Below are 26850 nucleotides of genomic sequence, written 5' to 3'. Positions count from 1 at the left end.
CGCACGCCGGTCAGGTTAGCCCGCTAGTGATTGGTGTGCAGGTGCGAACAATCGTACCCGCACACCATCGCCGGCGCGCCAGGGGGCTGGCGGCCGGCCGTTGTCCTCAGGGCTTAAGGGATAGACGATGAGTTTCCTCATCTGTTTGGGCGCGCTCGCGTTCTTGATGTTCGTCGCCTATCGCGGCTTCAGCGTGATCCTGTTTGCGCCGGTCGCCGCGCTCGGCGCGGTGCTGCTCACCGATCCGGCCGCCGTGCCCGTCATCTATTCCGGCCTGTTCATGGATAAGATGGTGGGCTTCATCAAGCTCTACTTCCCCCTGTTCCTGCTCGGTGCGGTGTTCGGGAAGGTGATCGAGCTGTCCGGCTTCTCCCGTGCCATCGTGTCCGCCATCATCGGCATCCTCGGCGCGGGCCAGGCGATGCTGGCCATCGTGCTGGTGGGCGCGGTGCTCACCTATGGCGGCGTCTCGCTGTTCGTCGTGGTGTTCGCGGTCTATCCCTTCGGCGCGGAACTGTTCCGCCAGGTGGGAATCCCGAAGCGCCTGCTGCCCGCCGCCATCGCCCTCGGCGCCTTCGGCTTTACCATGGATACGCTGCCGGGCACGCCGCAGATCCAGAACATCATCCCCACCACCTTTTTCCACACCACGGCCTATGCGGCGCCGATCCTTGGTCTCGTGGGCGCGGTCTTCATGCTGGCGGTGGGACTTGCCTATCTCGACTTCCGGCGCCGGCAGGCCGCGAAGGCGGGGGAGACCTATGGCGACAACCATTCCAACGAGCCCACGATCCGTGCCGACGAGCCGCTGGTGAACCCCTTCATCGCCATCTCGCCGCTGGTCGTGGTGGGCGTCTCCAACCTGCTGATCGGCTGGGCGATCCCGCACGCCTATGGCGACACGGCCCGCGCCGCGCTGACGCCGGGCACGCCGGAAATCAGCCTTGCGGTGAATTCGGTGGTGGCGATCTGGTCGGTCGCCGGCGCCTTGCTGCTGGGCATTCTCACCGTCTTCGTCTTCTCCTTCCGCCGGGTGGCGGCGCAGTTCGCGGACGGCTCGAAAGCGGCGGTCGCCGGCGCGTTGCTCGCCGGGCTCAACACCGCCTCGGAATATGGCTTCGGCGCGGTGATCGCCGCCCTGCCGGGCTTCCTCGTCATCAAGAGCGCGCTCACCGCCATCCCGAACCCGCTGATCAACGAGGCGATCTCGATCACGGCGCTGGCGGGCATCACCGGCTCCGCATCCGGCGGCCTCTCGATCGCCCTTGCGGCCATGTCGGAGCAATTCATCGCCGCGGCCAATGCCGCCGGCATCCCCATGGAAGTGATGCATCGTGTCGCGGCCATGGCCTCCGGCGGCATGGACACCCTGCCCCACAACGGCGCCGTGATCACCCTGCTCGCCGTGTGCGGCCTGACCCATCGCCAATCCTACGGCGACATCTTCGCCATCACGCTGGTGAAGACGCTGGCCGTGTTCTTCGTGATCGGCTTCTATTACCTGACCGGGCTTTATTGAGGCCCGGTCAGGCCGGGTCCGATGCGATCCGGCTCGGCAGCAGGTCGCCGCTCTGTTCCAGCACGGGATAGGCGGCGGCCGCCACGATGTGGCTGTTGATCTGCTTCATGTCGCTCAGCAGGTCGAGGTGCAGCGAGGAGGTCTCGATGGAATCCGTCTGGCCGTCGCGCATGCGCTCCAGATGGGATTTCGTGCCCTCCGCCTCGGCATTCCGGAACACTGATTTCTCCTCGGCCAGGATGCGGGCGGCGCGCGGGTCCTCGGTCATGAACAAGGAGGAGGCGAGGCGCAGATTGGTGGTCAGCCGCTCCATGAGCGTGCGCACTTCCGCTTCGCTCTGCGGAGAGAAGGCGAGCCCGCGCTTCACCCGCTTGTCGGCGTGGATCAGGAGATTGCTCTCCACCATGTCGCCGGCCTGCTCCATCTGGGTGGAGAAGCTGAGCACCCGCTGAAGCCGGGCCTGGTCGGCCTCCGACAGATCGTGCGGGTCGAGCCCCATGAGATAGCCGCGGATCGCCGAGTTGAGGCTGTCGATGATGTCCTCGTTGCGCTTGATGCGCGCCACATGGCTGAGATCGCCGTCCACCACCGCCGCCTGCGCATCCTTCAGCATGTCCTCCAGCAAATCGGCGAGGCGCATGGCCTCGCGCGCGGCGGCGCCCAGCGCCACCACCGGCACCTCCCGCGCGGCCGGATCGAGATAGAGCGGGCGGGCGGGATCGGCGAGATCCACATGGGCTGGCATCAGCTTTTCCAGCAGCTTGGCGAACGGGCCCAGGATCGGGAAGAACAGCACCGCCAGCACCAGATTGAACAGCGTGTGAAAATCCGCCACGGCGCGGCCGTTGTCCGGCTGAAGCACGACCATCAGCTCGCCGATCGGGCCGAGGAAGGCCAAGGCGATGAGGGTGCCGAGGATGCGGTTGAGCAGATTGCCCACCGGCAGCCGGCGCGCCGCCGCTCCGCCGCCTGAAGCACCTTCCAGAACCGGATTGATGGCCGAGCCGATATTCGCCCCCAGCACCAAAGCGAAGGCCGCCTCCGGCGGCACCACGCCCTTGCTGGCGAACGACATGATCAGCAGGATGACCGCGACGCTGGAATGGGCGGCCCAGGTCACCACGGCCGCGAGCAGCACGTCGATCAGCGGCATGGTGGCGACCGCGCCGAGGAACATGCGCAGGCTCGGGGCATCCTCGTACGGCGTCATGAGTTCCAGCAATTGATGCAGCGCCAGCAGCATCAGGCCGAGGCCGATGAACACCCGGCCGATATCCCGCGTGCGCTCGACGCTGCCGCGCCGGAACATCATCACGCCCACCAGGATCAGGGCCGGAGAGAAGGCCGCGCCGTCGAACGAGAGCACCTGCACAATCAGCGTGGTGCCCACGTTCGCGCCCAGCATCACCGCGAGCGCCGGCACGAGGTCCACCAGACCGGCGGCGGCGAACCCTGACACCATCAGCCCGGTTGCGGTGCTGGATTGAAGCACGGCGGTCACCCCAAGGCCCGCGAGGAAGGCGCGCGGCTGGCTCTTCAGCGCATTGCCGAGCACGCTCCGCAGCTTCGGCCCAAAGGTGCGCTGGATGCCGGACTGCACCATGTGCGTGCCCCACAGCAGCAAGGCGATGGCACCGGCGAGATTGAGGAGGGTGAGCGAGATGTTCATCCTGGATCGTCGCCTTGTTCGGTTCACAGGCACCCGCGCCGGCCCGGCACCGGCGAGGGTCCATGACACGCCGCCCGTAGGGCGAGCGTTTCACCCATGGCCGCCGCGTTCAAGCGGCGGCCGTTCCGTCCTGACGCTGCCGGCTCAGGCCGGCGTACCCGCCTCGCCTTCCGGCTCCACATAGCGTGGAAAAATCCCCACCGGCGGGGGAATGACGATGCCGCCGGCAAGCCGGTGTGCCCCGCCGAGGCGGGAGAAATCGCGCGCGTCCGCCGGCAGCACCAGCAGGTCCAGCATCCGCCCGGCGCTGTCCGGCATCACCGGCTGGGCGAGGATCGCCACTTGCCGGATCACCTCGGCAGTGGTCCAGAGCACGGTCTTCATGCGCTCCGGATCGGTCTTGCGCAGCGCCCAGGGAGCGGCGGCGGCGAAATAGCGGTTTGCGTCCGCCACGACCGCCCACACGGCCGCCAGATAAAGGTGGATTGCCTGCACGTCCATGGCCTCGCGGGCTTTCGCGATCATCTCGTCCGCCGCCGCGAGGATCACCTCGTCCTCGGCCGAAAGCGGGCCGGGCGCGGGCACCACCCCGTCCAGATTCTTCGAGATCATGGAGAGTGAGCGCTGGGCGAGATTGCCGAGGTCGTTGGCGAGATCCGCATTCATGCGGGTGACGATGGATTCATGGCTGTAGGAGCCGTCCTGGCCGAACGAGACCTCGCGCAGGAAGAAATAGCGCACCGCGTCCACGCCATAGGCTTTCACGAGGTCGAACGGATCGACCACATTGCCCACCGACTTGGACATCTTCTCCCCGCGGTTGAACAGGAAGCCATGGCCGAACACCCGCTGCGGGGCGGCGAGGCCCGCCGACCAGAGGAAGGCCGGCCAATAGACCGCGTGGAAGCGCGTGATGTCCTTGCCGATCACATGCACGTCCGCCGGCCAGTAGCGGGTGAACAATTCGCCCTGCGTATCGGGATAGCCGAGCGCGGTGATGTAGTTCGTCAGCGCATCCACCCACACATACATGATGTGCTTGGGATCGCCCGGCACGGGAATGCCCCAGTCGAACGTGGTGCGCGAGATCGAGAGATCCTGAAGGCCGCCCGACACGAAGCTGACCACCTCGTTGCGCCGCGCGTCCGGGGCGATGAAATCGGGATTGGCGGCGTAATGGTCGAGCAGCTTCTGCTGATAGGCCGAGAGGCGGAAGAAATAGCTGTCCTCCTCCACCCATTCCACCGGCGTGCCCTGGGGGCCGAGGCGCACGCCGTCGGCATTCAGCTGGGTCTCATCCTCGGCGTAATAGGCCTCGTCGCGCACCGAATACCAGCCGGCGTAGGTGGACTTATAAATGTCCCCGTTCGCCGCCATCTTTTCCCAGATCGCCTGGCAGGCTTTCTTGTGGCGCTCTTCCGTGGTGCGGATGAAATCGTCGATGGAGAGGCCGAACGCCTCCACCATGGCCTGGAAGCGCGGAACGTTGCGGTCCAGCAGCTCGCGCGGCGTCAAGCCCGCCTTCTGCGCGGTCTGGAGCATCTTGATGCCATGCTCGTCGGTGCCTGTGAGGAAGCGCACGTCATAGCCGTCGAGCCGCTTGAAACGGGCGATGCAATCGGTGGCGATCGCCTCATAGGCATGGCCCATATGGGGCACGCCATTGGGATAGGCGATGGCGGTGGTGATGTAGAACTTCGGCTTCGACGACATGGCGGCCCGCTTGAATGCGCGAGGAGGCTCGCCTTGGTTCGCGCTCAGGCGCGCGCGGCCTCGGCCAGCTCGGTGAAAATGCGAAAGACCAACGCCTTGCGGTCGAGATTGAACGTGTCCGCCTCGCCCGCCGCGCGCCGAACCTTCTCCCACACCTCACCCAAGCGGACAAGGCGCCCGCGTTCCCATTGCCCGCCGGTCGCGGTTTGCGCGATCCAATCGCTGACCGCTTCCACGAACAGGTCGAAGCCGTCACCCCGGTCGCCCTGGAGGCGGGCGCCCAGCGCATGCATTTCCTCGGGCCGCGCCTTCGGCAATTGGTCCAGCAGCCGCAAGGTCGCGGCCCGCACCTCCATCCCCTCGCCCCGCGCCAGGATCAAGGCGCGCCGCACGCTGCCGCCGCTGGCTTCCGCCGCCTGGGGCAGGCGCGCGGCGTCAAGCTCTGGGATCTCCTCCTTGAGATGATCGAGCGCGGCCAGAACCTCTTGCGGCCCGAGGCTCCGCAGCCGCACGAGGCGGGTGCGCGAGCGGATCGTGGGCAGCACCCGCCCCGGCGCGTGCGACACCAGCAGGAACAGGGAGCGCGGCGGCGGCTCCTCCAGGGTCTTCAACAAGGCATTGGCGCCGGCGGCGTTGAGGTCGTCCACCGCATCCACGATGCACACCCGCCAGCCGCCGGACGAGGCCGTTGCGCCGAAGAAGGTGCGCACCCGCCGCACCATCTCGGCGGGAATCAGGGTGGGGATCTTGTCTTCCCCCGCTTCCGGCACGCGGCGGATGGCGAGCAGATCCGGATGGGTCAATGCCGCCACCTGCCGGGCGACGGGATGGCGCGGATCGACGGAAAAATCGTGGCGGTCCGGTCCCGCCTGCGCGCCGGAGAGCACGAAGCGGGCGATGCGATAGGCCAAGGTCGCCTTGCCGATGCCTTCGGCGCCGCCGAGCAGCAGGGCATGCGGAAACCGCCCCGAGCGCCAGTCGCCGAGAAGCTCCGCCTCGACCGCCTCATGGCCGAAAAGAAGCGGCTGTTCGCGCGGATGCAGCGCCCCCGCGAGCCGGTCGCCTTCGACCGGCGCGGTCATGCCGGCACGCCTTCGGCGGTCGCGGGCAGAGCAAGGCGGGAGGTGACGCTCGCCAGGACCTGCGCGGCCACGCTGTCCACCTCGCCCTGCGCGTCGATCACCACGCAGCGCTCCGGCTCGGCGGCGGCAAGCGACAGGAACGCGGCGCGGATGGCGGCGTGATAGTCCGCGCCTTCGCGCTCGAACCGGTCGGCCGCGGCGCCCTTTCCGCGTGCCACCGCACGGGCAAGGCCGATCTCCGGCGGCACGTCCAGCACCAGGGTCAGGTCCGGCATGCACGGCCCGACGCTGATGCGGTCAAGGGCGCGCAGCAGACGGGCATCCGCCTTGCCGACCGCGCCCTGATAGACGCGGGTTGAATCCGTGAAGCGGTCGCAGATCACCCATTCGCCCGCCTCAAGCGCCGGTGCGATGGTTTCGCGCACATGATCTGCGCGGGCGGCCGCGAACAAGGCCGCCTCGCCTTGCGGACCGAGGGGCTGGGCAAGGCCGGACAGCAAGACCTCGCGCACCTGCTCCGCCAGGGGCGAGCCGCCGGGCTCGCGCGTCACGCGCACCCGCAGGCCCCGCTTTTCGAGCGCCGCGGCGAGGATGCGGGCCTGCGTGGACTTTCCCGTGCCTTCGCCGCCTTCCAGCGAGATGAACCGGCCGCGCGTGGCGGTCATTTCTGGATCTTGGCCATGAGCTTGGCGCCGAGGTCGCGGGCCGTGTCGCCGACCAGGACGCCGGCCCCGTCCATGGCGCGCTGCCACATGGTGCCCACGGGTACGTCGGCCGTGGTGACCAGGGGCACGTCGAGCACCTTGAGTTGGCCGCGCGTGATCTCCAGCTGCGCCACCTCCGTGCCCTTCGCAACCGGGGCCCGCAGCGGGCCGCGATAGGTGATGCGCGCCACCAGCTTGTCCTGGCTGTTGCGCGGCATGAGGAGGGAAATGGGTTCGCGCGCCGCAAGGCCGACCGAACCGATCTCGCCCCCGAACACCGCCGCGCGCGCGAGTTCCGCGTCGGCGGCGAACAGGGCGCGATGCTCGAACGAATGAAAGCCCCAGTCCAGCAACCGGCGCATCTCTTCCAGGCGCACCTTCTCGGAGGATGCGCCCATCACTACGGCGATCAGGCGCTGATTGTTCTGCACCGCCGAGCCGACGAGGTGATAGCCCACGTCCTTCACCCAGGACGCATGCAGTCCATCCGCCCCCACGCCCGCGTCCAGCAGGGGATTGCGATTGCGCTGCTTGATCTTGCTCCACTCGATGCCCGGCACCGCGAAGATCGGATAGAGGGTCGGGAAGGTGCGGATGATGTAGCGCGAGAGCTGGGCCATGTCCCGCGCGGTGGTCACCTGGCCGGGATCGGCAAAGCCCGTGGAATTGCGGAACGAGGAACCCGCGAGGCCGAGTTCCTCGGCCTTCGCATTCATCTTCGCCGTGAACTCGCCTTCGGTACCCGCCACGCCCTCGGCCAGTGCGATGGCGGCGTCATTGCCCGATATGGCGAGCGCGCCGATCAGCAGATCGCCGACGCGCACATTGCTCTTCACCGCCGCGAACATGGCGGCGCCACCCGAGGGGCCGCCGCCGCGCCGCCACGCATTCTCGCTGACCGTGAACAGCGTGTCCTGGGTGATCCGGCCCGCGCGGATCTCGTCGAAGACGACGGCGCCGGTCATGATCTTGACGATGCCGCCGGGAGCAAGCCGCTTTTCCGAATCCTTGTCGAACAAAATCGCCCCGGTGGAGAAATCCACCAGGATCGCGCTCGGCACGACGGTCTGGAACGTGGATTGCGCTCCTGCCGGACCGGCGATCATCGCCGCGCCGAGAATCACAAAACCTGCCGCCAGGGCGACAGGCTTCGAGGCAATGGATGTCAGGGAAAGGCTCAGGTGAACGAGGGTGCCGATTGCGCGCGTGAGGATGCGACGGTCGCGCCCGCCGAGATTAACGCCCTGAGCCATCGGTTGCCACACCTGCGTAGCTGAGGCCGCTCACGGGCGCCGCGCCCACGCTCCAGCCGGAAGAAGGAGCTGCAGTGCGTGCCACAGGCTGGGCCTGGAACGCAACACGTTGCGCAGCCGCGACGGGGACAGGCGCGGGAGCGGCGGACGCGGTGCGAACCGGTGCGGGCGCAGGCGCCGCGGCAGTGCGCACCGGGGCGGGGGTGGGAGCCGGCTCGGCTTCGGCCTGGCGCACCGGCGTGGCGGCGTCCTCGCCATCCTCATGCCCGAGATCGAACGGGCGCTGGAGCGGCTCGGGAATGGTGCCGGAACTGGCGGTCTCCGGCACGGCGCGCGGCAGCGCGGGCACGAACGGAGCGGCCGAGGCCACCATGACGGCCGAGCCGCCCGGCACCTGCGCCGGCTCGTTGATGCTGAGCGAGGCCGAAAGCTTGCGGTCGTCCGAGCCGTCGAGCGGCGCGCGGGCGACATATTCCACCCGCACCTTCGCGACGCCCTTGCCGGAGAAGCCGAGCAGATCGGCGGTGCGATGAGACACGTCGATCACGCGGTTCTGGTGATAGGGACCGCGATCGTTCACACGCACGATGATCGAGTGATTGTTGTTCAGATTGGTCACGCGCACATAGCACGGCATGGGCAGCGTGGGATGGGCCGCGGAGATGGAGCCGCGATCGAAGACTTCGCCGTTGGCCGTCAGGCGCCCATGGAAATCGTCGCCGTACCAGGAGGCGATGCCCTCGGCTTTATAATTGGGGTTTTCCGCCGGGACATAGGTGCGCCCGGCGATCACATAGGGCTTGCCGATGCGATAGGCGCCGCCGCCCTTGGGCACCGGCTGGCCATCGGCCACCACACGCGGGCTGGCGGAGACGCCGTATTTCGGATCGATGGTGGAGCCGAGCTTGTTCGCGCTGCTGCAACCGGCAAGAAGAAGGCAGACCGCGCCAAGGCTCAAAGTGCCGCGCCAGATGCGGAGCCGAGATGCGATCGTCTGCTCTGTCGTCATGTGCGCCCTGTCTCACCGACGTGCCGAACCCGACTCGTCGTCCGCCCCATGGATAGCCGTAACTATGTCACGGCAGGCTTCGATATGACAGAATTGGACTGGGGAACACGGCAAAAATGCGGCGCAGCTGCGGCCATGGTTAATGTTCTGTAATGAAACGTTATGTGCCAAGGGTTTGAAACCGCAAGCTTCCTCAGCGGCAGACGGCGAAGGCCCCGCCATTTTTTGCCCTTCCCGAGCGGCAGAACGAACAGGACGAAGGCGCCGACGCGGAATGGCGCCTCCGCCGCGCTCCGCGGATCTCCCCGAGAAGCCCCATCGACCTTCCCAGCGTCACCCTCACGCCGGACGGGCGGCCGGTGCGACGATCTCTGACGGACATGGATCGCGCGGGCACGGATCTCGCTCATGGACCGCACTCATGGATCGCGGGATTTCAAAAAATATATTCCGTCCCCCGGCGCAGGGGGCGCAAGCAGCCCGGCCAGGGAATGCGCGCCTGTTGGGCATTCGCAAATGACGCAATCAGTGCGGGTGTTTCGCCTCGCGTTTCTGTCATGGGGATGTCGGCCGTCGCGATTTCCTAAGCGAACGCACCGCCATTCCCTATCTCGCGACATTTGAAAGACAAACCCGTAAGCCGGAGAGATTTACACGCCCTTGATGCAGCGCAGCAGGTTGAACTGTAGATTGCACCAAGAATACGTCAAACCGACATATCTCAATACCGTTTTCTCCGGATAACCTTACGTTCTGCGATTGTGGAAGTGCCTATTCACGTCATTTTCGGGACTTGATTACCTCTTTGCTGCGTTGCAATCAGTACGCAGCGTAAGGGGATGTCCAATGACACGCATGCCGTGTGTTGATACTGGCTCGAAAGGCGTGAACGCACGCTTTTCGCCATCCCCCTCGATCAGTTCGTCTCCGCCGGCCGTGCGGACGGATCCACTCAATCGCCATTGAGTTTTCAGGGGGCTCCCATGTCCACCATCAACCTCTCCGTATCCGGGGCTCCGGTTGTGCGCACTGCCGCTGGAGGTGCGCTTGGCGGCCTTCAGACGACCGACGGGATCAATTTCTACGGCACGACGAACAACAATCTTGGTGTTACCGCTCTTTGGGCGAACGCCGGAAGCTTCGACGGCCAACAGATCAGCCTGCGCGCCACCGTTATCTCGCTCGGAGAGTCGGATGACGTCGTTTTGTTCGGTGGAACGGGCGACGATTTTAGCGTCCTGGTTAGAAATAAAAGTTCAGCTTTGAACAACGCCTCCAGCGTAACCATAAAATGGGAAGTATTGGACGCCGTCTCGAAGGCGCCGATCACTGGCGACGTCAATTTTCAGATTGGCGATATCGACGGAATTGGAGGGGCGCCACACACGCGCGAAAGCGTGTCCGTATCTCAGGACGCGCTGACATCCTTTGTCGCGAACACGGATACGACGATTTCATTCGACACATCCAACAACAAGGTGGATGCATCCGGCACCCAGGACAATACCGCCAGCCCTCCCCCCTCAAGCTCCTATGCCGGGTTTAGCTTTTCGAGCGCCAGTTCGTTCGTTGTGACCTACAATCTCGCGAGCAACAACTTCACACAGAATGCCGTTTTTTCTCACGACGGCGACGGTGATATTGCGATCGCCAATCCCGCGACCGTCTATACGCCGCACATCGACCTGGACGGGGACGATTCAAGCGGGGCCACCGGCAACGCCTTTGCAACCCGCTATGTGCAGGGCGGCGCTGGTGCGGCAATTCTGGACATGGATGCCACCCTTGGCGGGCCCGCCCATTTCACGTCCGCGACCATCACGCTGACCAATCGCATGCAGGGCGACAGCCTGACCCTTCCCACCTTGCCGGATGGCATAACGGCGACCACCGACACCAGCAATTCAGGCCAGATCGTCGTGACCCTTTCAGGAACGGCGAGCGCTGACGTCTATCACTCGCTGCTCCTGGGCATCACATTCAGCAACGGTGCGGATGACCCGAGCACCCAACCGCGCCTCATCGACATCTCGCTTTCCAACGGCGACGTGCATGGAAATGTGGCGACCACGACGCTGACGGTCTTTCCAACCCATGTGATCGAACTCGGGACCCTCGCTCCAGAGGCGGGCGCGGCCATCATTGGCGCGCTGGCGGGCGATTATGCGGGCTATTCGGTGAGCGGCGCCGGAGATGTGAACGGCGACGGCATCGACGACATTCTGGTGGGTGCCCCCAACGTCTATGGCACCGAGAACGGTTCGAGCGAGCCGGGAAATGCCTATCTCGTCTTCGGCCGCAAGGGTGGGATCGGAACCATCGATCTCGCGGCATTCGACGATGACGACGCGTCAAACGACCCCGGCGTCAAGATCGTCGGCGCCCACAATGGGGACTACGCCGGCTGGTCGGTGAGCAAGGCGGGGGACGTGAATGGCGACGGGGTCGGCGACTTCGTCATCGGCGTTCCCTATTCGGATGTGGGGACGGCGGACGACGATAATGGCGGCCACGCCTATGTGATCTTCGGCAAGACCGCCGCGGCCGGCGGCCTCGGCACGATCGACCTGTCGATGTTCGACGGGGAAGCGGCCGCGAACCTTCCCGGCATCAAGATCTCCGGTGTCGCCGGTAGCCTCACGGGCGTCTCGGTGAGCAATGCCGGCGACGTCAATGGCGACGGAATCGACGACCTCCTCGTGGGCGCCAACAATGCCGATCCGGCCAATGTTTCAAACGCCGGAAACACCTATGTGATTTTTGGCGCCACGTCGGCGAGCGGTGGCCTCCACAATATCGACCTCGCGGCGTTCGAGGATGCGGACCCCTCGAATGATCCCGGCGTCAGGATCGCCGGTGCGCGCGCCGAAGGCTTCAGCGGCTACACCGTGAGCGCCGCAGGAGACGTGAATGGCGATGGAATCGACGATCTGATCCTGGGCGCGCCGCAGGCGAACACCAGCACGCTCCCCTACGCCGGCGTCAGCTATGTCATCTACGGCAAGAACGCGGCGGACGGCGGGCTCGCGAACATCGATCTGTCCGCGTTCGACGATGTCGACGCCGCCAATGATCCGGGCTTCGTGATATCCGGCCCCGAAGTCTTCGGCTTCTTCGGCTACAGCGTCAGCGGCGCCGGCGATGTGAATGGCGACGGCGTCGCCGACCTGATCGTCGGGTCCAATTGGGCAAGCCCGCTGGCGCGCCCCCAGGCGGGTGAAGCCTATGTGATCTACGGCAAGGTCGGCGGGGTCGGCAGCATCGACCTGGCCAATCTCTCCTCAAACCAGGGCTTCACCATCTCCGGCGCCGCCGTGCAGGCTTTTACCGGCGTTTCCGTGAGCGATGCGGGGGATGTGAACGGCGACGGCTACGACGACGTCATCGTCGGCGCTTTCTATGACGGCGCGGGCGGAAACAAGGCGGGCGCGAGCTATGTGGTCTACGGCCGGGCCGGTGGTGTCGCCAGCATCGATCTTGCAGCCCTCGGTCCGTCCCAGGGATTCAAGATCGCCGGCGCACACGCGAACGATCAGAGCGGATATGCGGTCAGCGCCGCCGGGGATGTGAACGGCGACGGCTTCGCCGACGTGATCGTCGGCGCCTATGGCGCGGACGTGCCCGGCACGACAAGCGATGACAGCACGGTCCTGCCCGGAAAGGCGGACGCCGGCGCGGCTTATGTGATCTACGGCGGCGCCACCGGCGGAAGCGCGGACATCGTATCCGTCTCCTCGCCTACCGCCGACGGCCGCTATTCCGCAGGAAGCACGATTTCGATCAGCGTCAATTTCGCGGGTCCTGTCAGTGTCGACGCCACCGGCGGCGCCCCGCGGCTGCTGATGGAAACCGGCGACACCGACCATTACGCCACATATGTTTCAGGGTCCGGCACCAATGTCCTGACGTTCACCTATACGGTGGCTTCGGGCGACACGACCGCGGACCTGAGCTATGCGGGGCCGAAGGCGCTGGAGCTCAATGGCGCCCGCATCAGTTCCGCGACCACGGGACTCGACGTCGCGCTCGTGCTCCCTGTTCCGGGCGAGACCGGATCTCTCTCCGCGAGCAGCAACATCGCCCTCGGTCCCGATCCCGTGCCGGCGCTCTCCCTGCCCAATGCCGACGCCATTTCCTATGAGGAACAGGCCGGTCCCGTTTCGGTCTTCGCCGACCTGGAGCTGAGCGACGGGGACAGTGCCTCGCTCGCTTCCGCAACGATCGTGTTCGCGAATTTCAAGGCCAGCGAGGACACCCTCGCCATGACGGCGTCCGCCAACATCGGCAATATCGCCAGCAGCTTCGATGCGAACACGGGCACGCTCACCCTGACCTCCGGCGGCGCGAGCGCAACGCTCGCCGAATGGCAGGCGGCGCTTCGCTCCATCGCGTTCGAGAACACCTCGGATACGCCTGACACCGCGCCGCGGACCTTCAGCCTCACCGTGAGCGATGGAACCCACGCGAGCAGCGCGCTCCTCCGCCAGATCGAGGTGCACGCCGTCAACGACGCGCCCCACGCGGTGAACGACAGCTTCTCGATCCAGGAAGATACCTCGGGAACCTTCAACGTGCTGTCGAACGACAGCGACGTTGATGGCAAGCAACTGATCATCCGCGCCATCAACGGGGTCACGCTCAGCCCGCCGGGCGACGCGGTCAAGGAAAAGGCCGTCGAACGGGCGGCAACTGACGAAAGCGCCCTTTCAGCACCGCTTTCGAGCGCGTCATCTTCCACTGCATCAAGCAAAAGCATTAATGTCGACCACGGGACCGTTCAGGTTAACGCCGACGGAAACCTGACATTCGTGCCCGCCGCCGATTTCAGCGGCACCACCTCGTTCACCTATACGGTCGCCGACGAATTCGGCAGCACGCAGACCGCGACGGTCACAGTGAATGTCGTCGCGGTAAACGACGCGCCCAAAGCCGTAAACCTCAAATATTCCATAGTAGAAGACAAGCCGCTGACCATCGATGTGGTCCAGGCGAGCACGGATGCGGACGGCGACGCGCTGAAAGTCGTCGCGGTGGATGGGAAGGTCCCGACCGAGGAAGGCGTCGCGGTGGCCGGCGGGATCGTCACGCTAACCCCGCAGGGCGCGCTGCTCTTCACCCCGGCCGCGAATTATAGCGGCGCGGTCAAATTCGCCTATACCCTCAGCGACGGACAGGGCGGCCTCGGCGATGGCCAGATCGATATCGCCCTGTCCCCGGTCAACGATCTGCCGATTGTCGGCACCGACAAGTTCACGGTCACGGAACGCGAGTCGGTCGTCCTCAACCTGCTCGCAAACGACAGCGACCCGGACAACGACGCGCTGCGGATCACCAGCATTGCCGGCATGAGCCTGCCCGCATCGGGCGGCGCGGGCATTAAGGTCTCCGTCCCCGGCGGCACGCTGACCCTCGCAAGCGACGGGAACCTCACCTTCACCGCAGCCGCGAATTACGGCGGCAACGTCTCGTTCACCTACACCGTCTCCGACGGCCATGGCGGCCTAAGCACCGGCACCGTCACCGGCACGGTGGTTTCGGTCAACGAAGCCCCGGTCGCCGGAGACGACACTTTGAGCGTCACCGAGGACGTCGTTTCCACCATCAATGTGCTGGGGAACGACAAGGACGCAGACGGCGACCCGTTGCGGGTGGTGGCCATCGATAACAAGCCCCTGGTTGCCGTCGTGGGAAGCACCGGGGTCGTCTCAACGGCCCCCGTCGAAGTGGCCGACGGGTCCGTCACGCTGAACGGAAACGGCACCCTGTTCTTCACCCCCAAGGCCAATTTCAACGGCGCGACGAGCTTTTCCTACACGGTCTCGGACGGCCAGGGCGGCACGGATACCGCCACGGTCCATCTGAACGTCGCGGCGGTGAACGATGCCCCCGTCGCGGCCGGCGACAGCTTCGCCGTTGCCGGGGATGTCGGCACGACGCTGAACCTGCTGGCCAACGATACCGATATGGACGGCGACAAGCTCCAGATCGTCGCCATCGACGGCGTCGCCGTCAATCCCAACCAGGACGGCACGCCGGTGAAGACCCAGGCGGAGGCTCATGCGGCCGCGGTCAGGTCGGTCGACGGCACCGCCGTCTCCACCTCGACGCCGGCGGCATCGACGGCTACCAGCTCCACGCAGGCGAGCACCTTCAAGGTCGCCAACGGCACCGTTGCGCTCAATGCCGACGGCACGGTCGTGTTCACGCCGAACACCCATTTCAGCGGCAAGACCAGCTTCACCTATTCCGTTTCCGATGGGCACGGCGGCACCTCCACCGCCACGGTCAATATCGATGTCGCCCCCGTCATCGTCGTCCCGGTGGCGACCGACGACACCTTCACCGTCGCCGAGGACGGCACGGTGGCGCTCAACCTTCTCTCCAACGACACCGGCGATGGACCGCTGACGCTGGTCGAGGTCAACGGCATCGCCTGGAAGGAAGGGGCGCAGGCGGCGCTTGCCGGCGGCCTGTTGAGCCGCAACGCCGACGGCACCTTGCAGTTCAAGGCGGCCGCGAATTTCAACGGCGACGTGGCCTTCACCTATGGGTTCACCGACGCGCACGGAGCCCGCGTCACCGGCCGGGCCTCCGGCACCGTGACCCCGGTCAATGATGCGCCGCAGGCGGCGGACGTGAGCTTCGCGGTTGCCGCCGGTGCGAAATCCCAGCGCATCGACGTCGGTGCCGGCACGCGGGACATCGACGGCGATCTCGTGCGCGTCCTCGCGGTGGACGGCAAGGTGATCACCAAGGACGCGCCTGTCGCGCTCGCCAGCGGCTCGGTCTCCCTTGGGGCGGACGGCAATCTCGTCTTCAACCCGTTGGCCACATTCTCCGGCACCACCCGCTTCTCCTATACGCTCACCGACGACCATGGCGGCACGCAGAGCGCGCAGCTCATCGGCGAAGTGAAGGCGGTGGAAAGCTGGGCCAGCTTCGGCACCGAGCTGGACAAGGTGCTGGGCGATCTCGGCCTGTCGAAGCCCAGCAATCTGAACGATCTGCTCGCGAAGGCGACCTATCTTGCGCCGGCCGCTTTCTCCGCCACGGGCACGGCCGCCGACCTGATCCCCAAGGGCGGCTACCACGCGCCGGCGGGGTACGATCTCGACCTCACCGCCGCGACCCCGGACACCGGCGCCTTGTCCAAGGCGCTGGCGGTGCTCATCAACGAGCAGACCTATTTCAAGACGCCTTCGCTGGCGAAGATGGACGCGCAAGGCGCCGTGACGAGCGCCCTCGATCAGAGCCTGCTGTTCCAGAGCTATCTGAAAAGCAGCACCGAGGTGCAGGTCGACGACGGAAGCGGGATGCAGAAATTCGTCGCAACCGCCTCGGCCGAGCATGCCTGGTCGAAGGCCTTCGCCCAGTCGGTCCTGAGCGCTGGCGTGCTCGACGACCAGGTGACGAAGTATGATCATCAATCCCAGGCCATGCTTCACCAGGCCCTCGTGGAAAAGGACGCCGCCCTCTCCGTTAAGCTGGATGGCGTCGCCACCATCGCCTCCAAGTCCGCCATAGATTCGAAGGCGGGGGAATTCGTTTCCGACGACGGCGGCAGCGCGGTGGAAATCGCCCGCCCGGTGGCGGTGGCGGAAACGGCGGGCGCCGCGAACGACCAGAGCGCGGTCATCCACATGCGTCAGGTCGGCGCCAACGCTTCCTCGGTGATGTTCTACAAGGTGGATGATTTCGCCGGCACCGTGGACGGCCTGAAGCCCGGCGACGCCGGCTACGAGGCCGCAACCAACGCGCACGCCTACCGGACCGACACCGGAAGCACCTGGGTGTCCGGCGGCGGCTACGGCAAATATTCCGAAGCCACCCTCACCCACATCAATGCCAACGACCTCATCGCCATGAAGCTGTCCTCCGGCGGCTCGACCTTCTACGCCTTCGCCGATGCCAATGAAGTCGTGGGCGGGCAGCATGTCGCGCATTTGTGGAGCTATGGGCTCAACACCTGGGGCTGGGAAGATCTCTACGGCGGCGGCGACGCCGACTTTAACGATCTGGTGGTTCAGCTCGATTTCCTGGCCATCAAGAGCAGCCAGGATCATATCCTCTGACGCCGCGATCCCGCCGGCCGGGCGGGCCGTCCGGCAAGTTGGCGTGCTTTCTGCAACGTGGCTGCAGCCCGGAATGATCCGGGCGCGCGGCCACGCAACTCGGACGGACACCTCCGCGACGACGCCTGACCGCGCAAGGGCTCATCGGCAAGGAATGATCGGCGACCCCGCGTCGCCGAGCGACACGCAGGGGCGCGGACATGCCGCTTTACAGCTTCCATTGTGCGCAATGCGACAAGGATGTCGAATTGCTCGTCGGCTTCTCGGAAAAGCCGCTTTGCCCCTCGTGCGGCGGAGCGGACATGCAACGGCTGATGTCGCGCGTCGCCCCCGAGGGCAAGAGTGCCGGCATCATCAAATCGGCACGGGCCCAAGCTGCCCGAGAAGGGCATCTCAGCAATTTCAGCCGCTCGGAACGGCGCTGAGGACCTGACGTCTCGCTTCGGCCTGAAGGAAGTCGCGCGCCGCTTCAGTCCGCAGACGTTGCCTCCGGGATCGTCGCCGCGCCGGCGGCCGCATTGGGGTCGCCGGGCGCGGTTTCCCAGGCAAGGCCGGGAATGGCGACGATGCGCCGTCCGCGAGCGTCAAGCCGGCACACGATCACCCGATGCTCTTCCATATAGGCCAGAAGCCGCCGGGCGCGGCCGGGCGAGCGGCTGCCATAGGCATGGGCGACATCCGCATCCGACGGGCACGGACGGCGATCGAAGGCCGCGCGCGCCAGGGAGAGGAAGACGCCCTGCATATCCTCCGGCAGGGCGCCCGCCATGCCCAGGACTTCCGCCCAGGGGGAATCCTCGGCCTCCGCCTCGGCCAAGTCGATGCCGGCATGGGCGACCGCGAGCCGGCGGCGAAAGGCCGAGAGGCTGAGCGGCTCCCCGCCCACCCGCCGGATCCGGCAGCGCACCAGGAAATCCTGATACAGCACGGCGATGGTGCGGAAGCCGGCCTCGCTCTCCCCGAGGATCTCACGCAGCGCCATGTCGATCGCGGCTTGGCGTTGCTCGGGCGAAACGCTCGGCACCGGCTCGCTGGCCGCAGGGGCGCTGGCAGGGATGCTGCGGGACAGCTGCGCCAGCACGTCTGCGGTGGGCGCCACCGCCGGCGGCCGACGCGGCGCCAGGGGCCGCGCCTCATCCGCGCCAGGGGTGAAGATCAGGTCATGGGCATCCTCGGCTGCGGCCGGGTCCGGCAGCGGCACCAGCTTGGGGCTGGTGGTGTGTGCCGCCGTCTCCACGGGGCCGATCCGCACCGGCAGCGGCCGGCGCGCCAAGGCCGGTCCCAGGGCAACGAAATTGCCGCTTTCCAGGTCGCGGAATGTCTCGGCCTGCCGCCGTTCCATGCCCAGGAGATCGGCCGCACGGGCCATGTCGATATCCAGGAACGTGCGGCCCATGAGAAAATTGGAGGCCTCGGCGGCGACATTCTTGGCGAGCTTGGCGAGGCGCTGCGTGGCGATGACACCGGCCAGCCCACGCTTGCGGCCGCGGCACATGAGATTGGTCATGGCGGCAAGCGATACCCTGCGGGCATCATCGGAGACTTCACCCGCGGCGGCGGGTGCGAACACCTGCGCCTCATCGACCACGACCAGAATAGGATACCATACATCCCGGTCGGCATCGAACAGCCCGCCGAGAAAGGCGGCGGCGGCGCGCATCTGCTGGTCGCTATCCAGGCCTTCCAGGTTGAGCACCACGGAAACGCGATGCTGGCGCACCCGCGCCGCGATGCGCTGGAGATCCGCCTCGCCCCTGCGGGCATCCACCACCACATGGCCGAAACGCTCCGCCAGCGCGGTAAACTCGCCCTCGGGATCAATCACCGCCTGCTGCACCCAGGGCGCGCTCTGCTCCAGAAGCCGGCGCAGGAGGTGAGACTTTCCGGAACCGGAATTCCCCTGCACCAGCAGGCGGGTGGCCAGCAGTTCCTCAAGGTCGAGCACCGCCGTGCCTCCGCCCGCCCGGGTACCGAGGTCGATGGACACCTTGGCGGGCGCCGTCATCGGAACGAACGTCCTGCGGTCAGCGGAGGAAATTTCATGGGGCGACTCATATCGATTCCCGACGCGCATTCAACCGCACTGGCGCACCAGACCGGGGACGGCCGCACCCAGCCCCCCGGTGTGGCCTTGCGACCCGCTGCAACCATGGCGCCCGAAACCGGGTGCGTCTGAGAGATCGTTCAGAACGCGCTGATCCAGGAGCCAAGGTGTCGCGGCGCGCATTGTCCTTGGACGGCTCACACACGAGGGCGGGCTTCGCCCGGTTATTCAGGGAAGGTGGCGCGGCTTAGCTCAGGCTTATTTTGGAGCGCCGCATGGCGGAAGGGGTGGGATTCGAACCCACGGTGGGCTTGCACCCACGGCGGTTTTCAAGACCGCTGCCTTAAACCACTCGGCCACCCTTCCCCTGCACGCGCGGCACGCCATTGCCTCTTACCTCAAGCCGGCCGCCAACGTCGAGGGTCACGGAATGGTGCGCATCCGCCATCCCCGATTTCCAGGCGGCACGATCGGCGATAGGTTGGCGCTCAATCAGGGAGATCTAGGCCCAAATGAGCGATATGCGAGCCGAGCTGGTGCGCAAACTTTGGCACGGCAACGACCCGTTTGATGGCTTCGATCCCACGGGCATCAAGGTGGACAAGCAGGGCTGGGGCTCCACCCACCCCTATCTTGTGACCAGCGTCTATGAGATCCGCCCGATCCTCATCGTGGAGGTGGGGGTCTGGAAGGGCCGGTCCGTCATCACCATGGCGAAGACGCTGCGCGCGCTCGGCATTCCCGGGGTGGTGCTGGCGGTGGACACCTGGCTTGGCAGCGCGGAGCACTGGGCCATTCCGAACATGTTCGCCGACCTGCACCTGAAGCAGGGATATCCGACCCTGTATCATACCTTCATGACCAACATCCTCCATGAAGGCTTGCAGGATCTGGTGCTGCCGTTGCCATTGGATAGCGTGAACGCCAGCGTCCTGATGCGCGGTCACAAGCTCCGCCCGCAGATGGTGCATATCGACGGCGGCCACGATTATCGATCGGTGTCCACCGATATCCTGCAATGGTGGCCGCTGCTGGAGCCCAAGGGCATTCTCGTTGGCGATGATTATCGCGTGGATGGGAATTTCCCCGGCGTGCGGCGCGCTTTCGATGAGCTCGCGGCGGCTGTCGGGGTGGAGCTGGAGCATTCACCCACCAAGTGTCGGATCCGCAAGCCGTGACCCGCGCCGCGCCGGCCGGTCACAAAGGCACCGTTCCGGCGGCGTATAAGGCCGCTGTGGCGCCGGCCACCCCGCTTCAGGCAAGCCGCGTCGCCGCCGCCCGAAATGCCCAATAGGAGGAAACCCCATGGCTTCGTCTCACGGTCGCTTCGTCTGGTATGAACTGATGACCCCCGACATGGACGCCGCCGTCGCCTTCTATGGCGATGTCGTGGGCTGGGGTGCGCAGAAGCTCGACATGCCGGGAATGCCTTACACCCTGCTCACGACCGGCGCGGGTCCCGTCGCCGGCCTCATGAGCCTGCCGCAGGACCTGCGCGACCAGGGCGTGCCGCCGCACTGGACGGGCTATGTTCACGTGGACGACGTCGATGCCACCGTGGGCAAGGCGAAGGCCCTTGGCGGCGCGCTACACGTCGAACCGCGGGATATCCCCGGGGTCGGCCGCTTCGCGGTGATCGGCGATCCGCAGGGCGCCGTCATTTCCCTGTTCAAATGGGAAGACGAGAGCGCCCATCCGCTCCCCGAGCAGATGGCCAAGGGCAATGTCGGCTGGCACGAGCTGATGGCGCGCGACTGGGAGGCCGCCCTGCCCTTCTATGCCGAGTTGTTCGGGTGGAAGAAGGATCAGGCGGTGGATATGGGCGCCATGGGCACCTACCAATTGTTCGGCCTGGACGGCACGGCGCTCGGCGGCATGTTCACCAAGCCCGAGGCCGTCCCGGTGCCGTTCTGGCTGTATTATTTCGTCGTTGGAGATATCGACGCCGCCGGTGGACGCGTGACCGCGGGCGGCGGACAGGTGATCAACGGGCCGATGCCGGTTCCCGGCGGCGCCTTCATCCTCCAGGCGCTCGATCCGCAGGGTGCGATGTTCGCCCTGGTCGGCTCGCGCGAGGGCTGAAGACAACGGCCCCCGCACCCAAGCCGGTGCGGGGGCCTACCATCCGACGATGCGGTTGACGATGAAGCTGAGGACGAAAGACGCCACCAGAGCGATGGCGATCTTCGGGACCAGGCCGAGCTTCAGCCCGCGCGCCCGTTCCAGGCGGTGAAGATGCTCGGCCGCCGCCGCGACCGCTTCCTCGGCGGTGGCCGCCACCGGCGCACCGGGATGGGCGATCATCAGGTTTTCCACATGACCGAAATCCTCGACCAGATGGCCGTCTGAATCGCGGAGCCCGCCTTCGCCCGGCAGCGCCTCGATCCGCGCGACCATCGGGCGGGAATCGTTGGTCCAGAGGAACACGGCCAGGCCACGCGCCTCGCCATAGCCCAATTCCCAAGCCGTGCCGGGATCCATGTGGGCGCCGCGGAACGGCGTGATGTTCGCGATGATGCCATCGGCGCGATCCAGCTGGGCTATGCAGCGGGCGCGAATCTCGGCGGAGGTCACGGCATTGTCCTGGTCGCCGCCGTCGAACGGATGCAGCGCCTTCAGGCCGTGCCGCGAGCACAGCGCGACGAGGGAGTCATAATGCCGGGCGGCATCAGCCCGGAACACGTCCGGTCCTGCGAGATAGACGCGTACCATGCTCGTCTGCGTGCCCCGACTTGCTGAGGCGCGCGGGCGCGTGCCAAGCCTCTTGTATGGACGCCTCTTGTACCGACGCCTCTTATACCGACGTCAGATAGCTCGCCGCAAAGCCGATGACCACCAGCACCAGCCCCACGGCAAGGATGGTGACGATGCGCATCGAGGAAATGCCCTGCCGGGCCTGGGGCGCGGGCTTCACCACTTCCCCTTCGGGTCCGCGCTGGTCGCCCGCGCGGAAGGCAGTTTCCTCGCGCCGTTCGTTCCGGTCTTCCATCTCACATCTCCCTTTCCGTTCGGAGATGTAACGTCCGGACGCGGGTTTCGGTTCGCCGCGCCCGGAATGCCTCAGTGCAGGATCTGCGAGAGGAACAGCTTGGTGCGCTCGTGCTGGGGATTGGAGAAGAAGGCGTTGGGCTCGTTCATCTCGATAATCTGGCCGGCGTCCATGAAGATGACCCGGTCGGCGACCTGCCGGGCGAATCCCATTTCATGGGTCACGCACAGCATGGTCATGCCTTCCTCGGCGAGGCTCACCATGGTGTCGAGCACCTCTTTCACCATTTCCGGGTCGAGCGCGGAGGTCGGCTCATCGAACAGCATGATGCGCGGGCGCATGCAGAGCGCGCGCGCGATGGCAACGCGCTGCTGCTGGCCGCCGGAGAGCTGGCCGGGGTATTTATTCGCCTGCTCGGGGATCTTCACCTTCTTGAGGAAGTGCATCGCCACCTCGTCCGCCTCTTTCTTGGGCATTTTGCGAACCCACATGGGCGCGAGCGTGCAATTCTCCAGGATGGTGAGGTGCGGAAACAGGTTGAAGTGCTGGAACACCATGCCGACCTCGCGGCGCACCTCGTCGATGCGCTTGAGATCGTTGGTCAATTCGATCCCGTCCACGACGATGCGGCCCTTCTGGTGTTCTTCCAGGCGGTTGATGCAGCGGATCATGGTCGATTTGCCGGACCCCGACGGTCCGCAGATGACGATCCGCTCGCCGCGCTTCACGGTGAGGTTGATGTCCCGCAGCACGTGGAAATCGCCGTACCATTTGTTGACGGCGATGAGCTCCACGGCCACCGCCGGCGCATCCGCCTCCGCCGCGGCAATGAGGGGATCGGTGGGAGATACGGAAGACGACATGACACTCTCCCTCAATGACGGTTGGACCGGTCGAGCCGCTTTTCCAGCGCCATCGAATACCGGGACATGCCGTAGCAGAAGATGAAATAGACGAGCCCGGCAAAGCCGAAGCCGGTGAACAGCGTGGTCGGCGTCGCCCAGGATGGGTCGGTGAAGGACGCGCGCAGAATGCCCAGCAGATCGAAGATCGAGACGATCAGGACCAGGGTCGTATCCTTGAACAGGCCGATGAAATTATTGACGATGCCAGGGATCACCAGCTTCAGGGCCTGGGGCAGGATGACGAGGCGCATCATCAGGCCCGAGCGCAGGCCCATCGCCTGCGCGCCCTCATATTGCCCCTTGGGAATCGCCTGGAGCCCGCCGCGCACCACCTCCGCCATGTAGGCGGAGGCGAACAGCGCCACGCCCACGAGCGCCCGCAACAGGCCGTCGATGGTGAAGCGGCCCGGCAGGAACAGCGGCAGCATGTAGGTGGCGAAGAACAGCACGGTGATCAGCGGCACGCCGCGCCAGAACTCGATGAAGACGATGGATGAGATCTTCACCAGCGGCAGCTGGGATCGCCGCCCGAGCGCCAGGAGAATGCCGAGCGGGAGCGACACGACAATGCCGGTGACGGCGATGACCAGCGTGACCAGCAGACCACCCCATTGGCGGGTTTCCACCTCCTGAAGCCCGAAATCCAGGTCCGCCGCCAGCAGCACCAAAGCGAGCACCCCGAAGGCGGACAGCGTCCCCTGGACCGCTCCGCGCCGGCTGCCGCCGAACACGGGGGCGGCCAAGGCGGCAATTGCGCACGCAATCCCCGTCACGACGATGAACTGCACCCAATAGGACAGGCGCAATCCCGCAAACGAGCCCTTGATGTTCTCAAGCCCGGTGCCGCCCAGCAGGAAATTATTGAACGAGAGATTGCCGCCGGTGAGCAGTACGAAGCACACCACCGGATAGACGCCGAAGAAGGCCAGCGCATTCAGTCGCTTGTACGGCACCTTGGGGAACAGCAGCGGAGCGAGCAGCGCCGCGCCCAGGAAATAGACCACGTTCACCCGCCAGCGCTCGCTCTCCGGATAGAAGCCGTAGAGGATCTGGTTGAACTTGGCATAGATGAAGGGCCAGCAGGCTCCCACCGGCCGGCCGATCTTTTCCGGCAGGCACGCATCACGCCCGGCGCCGCTCCAGACCGCATCGAAGATGAAGAATTTCAGCAGTGGGGGGATGGTGACATAGACGACGAAAATGCCGAGCAGGGTCAGCAGCACCTGCCCGACCGAGCCGAACAGATGGGCGCGGGACCAGCCATAGAGGCCGCGATTGGAGACCGGCGCGGGCTCCTGGGGGCGCAGGTCCTTGGGGGCGACGAAGGCCGCCTGGGGTGCGGGGCGCGTTGCGGTGTTCATGGCGCCCTCACCGTTCCACGAGCGCGACGCGCTTGTTGTACCAGCCCATCAGCATCGAGGTGAGAATGGAGATGGTGAGGTAGACCGCCATGGTGATGGCGATGATTTCGATCGCCTGCCCGGTCTGGTTCAGGGTCGTGCCGGCGAAGATGGCGAACAGGTCCGGATAGCCGACCGCGACGCCCAGGGTCGAATTCTTGGTGATGTTGAGATACTGGCTGGTCAGCGGCGGCACGATCACGCGCATCGCCTGCGGGATGACCACCAGGCGCAGCGTCGGGCCCGAGCGCAGGCCGAGCGATTTTGCCGCCTCGGTCTGCCCTTTCGAGACGGCGAGGATGCCGGCGCGGACGATCTCGGCGATGAATCCGGCGGTATAGATCGACAAGGCCATCAGGAGCGATACGAACTCCGGGATCACCCGTACGCCGCCGACGAAGTTGAAGCCCTGCAGGGCCGGCTTTTCCAGGGTCACGGGCACGCCGAGGGCGAAGCAGGTGATGATCGGCAGGCCGACGATGAGGCCGAATCCCGTCCAGAACACCGGGAACTGCTGGCCGGTCGCCAATTGCCGCGCCTTGGCCCAGCGGCCGATCAGGATCGACGCGACGATGGCGACGAAGAAGGCCACCACCACCCAGACGAAGCCGCTCTCAAACACCGGGCGCGGAACCACGAGCCCGCGATTGTTCACGAATACCGACGGCCCCGCCACGTCCCCGGCCAGTGCCCGGAACAGGGAGGAGACGGGCGCAAGGCCGATCCCCGCGAAGCTGTCGGCGAGGAAATTGAACAGCGGCTGGAGGCCGAAGCCCCAGCTCTGCCGCGGATTCGGCATGGCCGCCAGAACCGCCAGGTACCAGAACAGGATCTGGAACAGCGGCGGCAGGTTTCGCGTGACTTCCACATAGGCGGAGGCCAGCGCCTTGATGACCACGTTCTCGGAAAGGCGGGCGACGCCCACGAGAAAGCCGAGGATGGTCGCGAGGATAATGCCGAGGAAGGCGACCAGCAGGGTATTGAGCAGGCCCACCAGGAAGGCGCGGCCGTAACTCATGGATTCCGAATAGGGAATGAGCGTCTGCGTGATGCCGAAACCGGCGGAATTGTCGAGAAAGCCGAAGCCCGAGGCGATGCCCTGCCGGGCAAGGTTGGCCTGGGCATTGGCGAAGAACGACCAGGCAAGCCAGATGAGCGCGATGCCCAATGCGATCTGGATCACTGCGGAACGGAGCGCCGGATCGGTCCAGGACCATTTTCGGCGCGTCGGAGCGGGCTCCGACCAGCGTGCGTCTGTCATCTAGCCCCTCAAGATCCGGGACTCTGCGGCCCCTTTGGAAAGTGCAAAAAATTCGGAAAGGTCGTTCCGTCGCCCCACGGACGGTACCGGGGCCGGCGGGCCCGGCGAAAGGAAATCCGGCGCCCGCAGGGGCGCCGGATCACCGCATCAGCGGACGGGCATGCCGTATTGAAGGCCGCCCTGGTTCCACAGCTTGTTGAGGCCGCGATTGATGGCGAGCGGGGTCGCAGGGCCGAGATTGCGGTCGAAGATCTCGCCGTAATTGCCGACCTGCTTCACGATCTTGACGACCCAGTCATTGGGCACGCCGACCGCTTCGCCATACTTGCCGTCAGACCCCAGCAGACGCTTGATCTCCGGATTCTGGGAATTGATCATTTCCTCCACGTTCTTGCTGTTGACGCCGAGTTCCTCGGCATTCAGCAGGACGTAATAGGTCCACTTGATCAAATCGAACCATTGATCGTCGCCATGGCGCACCAGGGGGCCGAGCGGCTCCTTGGAGATGACCTCGGGCAGAACCACGTGGTCGTTCGCGTTGGTCAGCTTCAGCCGCACCGAATAGAGTTGCGACTGGTCGGAGGTGAAGGCGTCGCAACGGCCGGAATCATAGGCCTTCACCGTCTCGTCGATGGTGGCGAACGCGATCAGCTCATACTTGAGATTGTTGGTGCGGAAATAGTCGCCGACGTTCAGCTCGTTGGTGGTGCCCGTCTGCACGCAGATCGAGGCGCCCGCCAGGTCCTTCACGGACTTGAGGTTGAGCGACTTGCGCACCAGGAAGCCCTGGCCGTCGTAATACATCACGCCGGCGAAGTTGAAGCCGAGGGTGGTGTCGCGCGACATGGTCCAGGTGGTGTTGCGCGAGAGCACGTCGATGCCGCCCGACTGGAGCGCCGTGAAGCGGTCCTTGGCCGAGAGGGGAGAGAATTTCACCTTGGTGGCATCACCGAAGATGGCGGCCGCCACAGCGCGGCAGAAGTCCACGTCGATGCCGGTCCAATTGCCCTTGTCGTCGGGATTGGAGAATCCCGGCAAGCCTTGGGTCACGCCGCAGTTGAGAGCGCCGCGCGCCTTCACGTCGTCAAGCGTCGCGGCATGCCCCGCGCCGACGCCGAGCGCGATCAATCCAGCCACTGCACACAGGATGCGTTTCACGGAAGGTCCCTTCTCTTGTTGCACCTGAAGCGAATCGGACAACGTCCCGCGGTTCGGGATCGACGCCGTTGT

Annotated in this window: 18 protein-coding genes and 1 tRNA gene; 5 read left to right on the top strand and 14 right to left on the bottom strand. The window is 65.8% G+C overall.

The features are described 5' to 3' along the window. The first annotated feature begins 127 nt into the window (after window positions 1-127). Complete coding sequence (locus tag V5F84_RS12780) at window positions 128-1519, top strand: GntP family permease (protein ID WP_394043507.1); 1392 nt, start codon at window positions 128-130, stop codon at window positions 1517-1519. A 7-nt stretch (window positions 1520-1526) separates the two neighbouring features. On the opposite strand, the gene V5F84_RS12775 is transcribed toward V5F84_RS12780, so the two are convergent. The 6 genes from V5F84_RS12775 to V5F84_RS12750 form a co-directional block, all read right to left on the bottom strand. After that, window positions 1527-3188, bottom strand: a complete 1662-nt coding sequence (locus tag V5F84_RS12775; protein ID WP_394043508.1) for a Na/Pi cotransporter family protein — start codon at window positions 3186-3188, stop codon at window positions 1527-1529. Between the two features lie 144 nt (window positions 3189-3332). After that, the gene (gene metG / locus V5F84_RS12770; protein WP_394043509.1) at window positions 3333-4901 is read right to left on the bottom strand and encodes a methionine--tRNA ligase; all 1569 of its coding nucleotides are present in this window, start codon (window positions 4899-4901) and stop codon (window positions 3333-3335) included. Between the two features lie 44 nt (window positions 4902-4945). Continuing rightward, complete coding sequence (locus V5F84_RS12765; protein WP_394043510.1) at window positions 4946-5983, bottom strand: DNA polymerase III subunit delta'; 1038 nt, start codon at window positions 5981-5983, stop codon at window positions 4946-4948. Next, window positions 5980-6648: a dTMP kinase gene (gene tmk, locus V5F84_RS12760; RefSeq protein WP_394043511.1), complete on the bottom strand. Its 669-nt coding sequence runs from the start codon at window positions 6646-6648 to the stop codon at window positions 5980-5982. Before tmk ends, V5F84_RS12765 begins: the two co-directional genes overlap by 4 nt. Further along, window positions 6645-7940 (bottom strand): D-alanyl-D-alanine carboxypeptidase family protein, encoded by a 1296-nt coding sequence (locus tag V5F84_RS12755; RefSeq protein ID WP_394043512.1) that lies wholly within the window; start codon window positions 7938-7940, stop codon window positions 6645-6647. The genes tmk and V5F84_RS12755 overlap by 4 nt, the downstream gene beginning before the upstream one ends. Then, entirely contained in the window at window positions 7924-8949 is a 1026-nt protein-coding gene (locus V5F84_RS12750) for a septal ring lytic transglycosylase RlpA family protein (protein ID WP_394043513.1), read from the bottom strand. The genes V5F84_RS12755 and V5F84_RS12750 overlap by 17 nt, the downstream gene beginning before the upstream one ends. A gap of 983 nt (window positions 8950-9932) precedes the next feature. Here V5F84_RS12750 and V5F84_RS12745 point away from each other — a divergent pair. Continuing rightward, entirely contained in the window at window positions 9933-17021 is a 7089-nt protein-coding gene (locus V5F84_RS12745; protein ID WP_509277109.1) for an Ig-like domain-containing protein, read from the top strand. A gap of 200 nt (window positions 17022-17221) precedes the next feature. Further along, window positions 17222-17446: an FmdB family zinc ribbon protein gene (locus tag V5F84_RS12740; RefSeq protein ID WP_394043515.1), complete on the top strand. Its 225-nt coding sequence runs from the start codon at window positions 17222-17224 to the stop codon at window positions 17444-17446. 44 nt (window positions 17447-17490) lie between these two features. Here V5F84_RS12740 and V5F84_RS12735 read toward each other — a convergent pair whose 3' ends face one another. Both V5F84_RS12735 and V5F84_RS12730 read right to left on the bottom strand, forming a co-directional pair. Further along, window positions 17491-19026: a helicase HerA domain-containing protein gene (locus tag V5F84_RS12735; RefSeq protein ID WP_394043516.1), complete on the bottom strand. Its 1536-nt coding sequence runs from the start codon at window positions 19024-19026 to the stop codon at window positions 17491-17493. A gap of 315 nt (window positions 19027-19341) precedes the next feature. Continuing rightward, window positions 19342-19431, bottom strand: a tRNA-Ser gene (locus V5F84_RS12730). Between the two features lie 146 nt (window positions 19432-19577). Between V5F84_RS12730 and V5F84_RS12725 the strand changes: the two genes are divergently transcribed. Together V5F84_RS12725 and V5F84_RS12720 are read left to right on the top strand one after the other, a co-directional pair. Next, window positions 19578-20243, top strand: a complete 666-nt coding sequence (locus V5F84_RS12725; protein WP_394043517.1) for a class I SAM-dependent methyltransferase — start codon at window positions 19578-19580, stop codon at window positions 20241-20243. A 127-nt stretch (window positions 20244-20370) separates the two neighbouring features. Beyond that, on the top strand, window positions 20371-21147 hold the full coding sequence (locus tag V5F84_RS12720; RefSeq protein WP_394043518.1) for a VOC family protein: 777 nt from the start codon (window positions 20371-20373) through the stop codon (window positions 21145-21147). A 36-nt stretch (window positions 21148-21183) separates the two neighbouring features. Here V5F84_RS12720 and V5F84_RS12715 read toward each other — a convergent pair whose 3' ends face one another. From V5F84_RS12715 to V5F84_RS12690, 6 genes are all read right to left on the bottom strand, one after another. Continuing rightward, window positions 21184-21777 carry a nucleoside 2-deoxyribosyltransferase gene (locus tag V5F84_RS12715; RefSeq protein ID WP_394043519.1) on the bottom strand — a complete coding sequence of 198 codons (594 nt, stop codon included), beginning with the start codon at window positions 21775-21777 and terminating at the stop codon, window positions 21184-21186. An 82-nt stretch (window positions 21778-21859) separates the two neighbouring features. Beyond that, complete coding sequence (locus V5F84_RS12710; protein ID WP_394043520.1) at window positions 21860-22054, bottom strand: hypothetical protein; 195 nt, start codon at window positions 22052-22054, stop codon at window positions 21860-21862. Window positions 22055-22125: 71 nt separating this feature from the next. Continuing rightward, window positions 22126-22917 (bottom strand): amino acid ABC transporter ATP-binding protein, encoded by a 792-nt coding sequence (locus V5F84_RS12705; RefSeq protein WP_394043521.1) that lies wholly within the window; start codon window positions 22915-22917, stop codon window positions 22126-22128. A gap of 11 nt (window positions 22918-22928) precedes the next feature. Continuing rightward, on the bottom strand, window positions 22929-24320 hold the full coding sequence (locus tag V5F84_RS12700; protein ID WP_394043522.1) for an amino acid ABC transporter permease: 1392 nt from the start codon (window positions 24318-24320) through the stop codon (window positions 22929-22931). 7 nt (window positions 24321-24327) lie between these two features. Beyond that, a complete protein-coding gene (locus V5F84_RS12695) occupies window positions 24328-25620 on the bottom strand; it encodes an amino acid ABC transporter permease (protein ID WP_394043523.1) in 1293 nt (430 codons plus the stop codon). Window positions 25621-25767: 147 nt separating this feature from the next. Beyond that, window positions 25768-26778 carry an amino acid ABC transporter substrate-binding protein gene (locus V5F84_RS12690; protein WP_394043524.1) on the bottom strand — a complete coding sequence of 337 codons (1011 nt, stop codon included), beginning with the start codon at window positions 26776-26778 and terminating at the stop codon, window positions 25768-25770. Between the last annotated feature and the right edge of the window lie 72 nt (window positions 26779-26850).

The sequence above is a fragment of the Roseixanthobacter liquoris genome, assembly GCF_043195135.2.
Taxonomy (GTDB): Bacteria; Pseudomonadota; Alphaproteobacteria; order Rhizobiales; family Xanthobacteraceae; genus NCEH01.
Note: the sequence above shows the minus strand (reverse complement) of the source record. Positions and strands in the feature narration are given on the sequence as shown.

Excerpts from the sequence above, each read along its gene's own strand:
- V5F84_RS12780 (WP_394043507.1), top strand. The coding sequence starts at position 128 with ATGAGTTTCCTCATCTGTTTGGGCGCGCTCGCGTTCTTGATGTTCGTC.
- V5F84_RS12775 (WP_394043508.1), bottom strand. The coding sequence starts at position 3,188 with ATGAACATCTCGCTCACCCTCCTCAATCTCGCCGGTGCCATCGCCTTG.
- metG (WP_394043509.1), bottom strand. The coding sequence starts at position 4,901 with ATGTCGTCGAAGCCGAAGTTCTACATCACCACCGCCATCGCCTATCCC.
- V5F84_RS12765 (WP_394043510.1), bottom strand. The coding sequence starts at position 5,983 with ATGACCGCGCCGGTCGAAGGCGACCGGCTCGCGGGGGCGCTGCATCCG.
- tmk (WP_394043511.1), bottom strand. The coding sequence starts at position 6,648 with ATGACCGCCACGCGCGGCCGGTTCATCTCGCTGGAAGGCGGCGAAGGC.
- V5F84_RS12755 (WP_394043512.1), bottom strand. The coding sequence starts at position 7,940 with ATGGCTCAGGGCGTTAATCTCGGCGGGCGCGACCGTCGCATCCTCACG.
- V5F84_RS12750 (WP_394043513.1), bottom strand. The coding sequence starts at position 8,949 with ATGACGACAGAGCAGACGATCGCATCTCGGCTCCGCATCTGGCGCGGC.
- V5F84_RS12745 (WP_509277109.1), top strand. The coding sequence starts at position 9,933 with ATGTCCACCATCAACCTCTCCGTATCCGGGGCTCCGGTTGTGCGCACT.
- V5F84_RS12740 (WP_394043515.1), top strand. The coding sequence starts at position 17,222 with ATGCCGCTTTACAGCTTCCATTGTGCGCAATGCGACAAGGATGTCGAA.
- V5F84_RS12735 (WP_394043516.1), bottom strand. The coding sequence starts at position 19,026 with ATGACGGCGCCCGCCAAGGTGTCCATCGACCTCGGTACCCGGGCGGGC.
- V5F84_RS12725 (WP_394043517.1), top strand. The coding sequence starts at position 19,578 with ATGAGCGATATGCGAGCCGAGCTGGTGCGCAAACTTTGGCACGGCAAC.
- V5F84_RS12720 (WP_394043518.1), top strand. The coding sequence starts at position 20,371 with ATGGCTTCGTCTCACGGTCGCTTCGTCTGGTATGAACTGATGACCCCC.
- V5F84_RS12715 (WP_394043519.1), bottom strand. The coding sequence starts at position 21,777 with ATGGTACGCGTCTATCTCGCAGGACCGGACGTGTTCCGGGCTGATGCC.
- V5F84_RS12710 (WP_394043520.1), bottom strand. The coding sequence starts at position 22,054 with ATGGAAGACCGGAACGAACGGCGCGAGGAAACTGCCTTCCGCGCGGGC.
- V5F84_RS12705 (WP_394043521.1), bottom strand. The coding sequence starts at position 22,917 with ATGTCGTCTTCCGTATCTCCCACCGATCCCCTCATTGCCGCGGCGGAG.
- V5F84_RS12700 (WP_394043522.1), bottom strand. The coding sequence starts at position 24,320 with ATGAACACCGCAACGCGCCCCGCACCCCAGGCGGCCTTCGTCGCCCCC.
- V5F84_RS12695 (WP_394043523.1), bottom strand. The coding sequence starts at position 25,620 with ATGACAGACGCACGCTGGTCGGAGCCCGCTCCGACGCGCCGAAAATGG.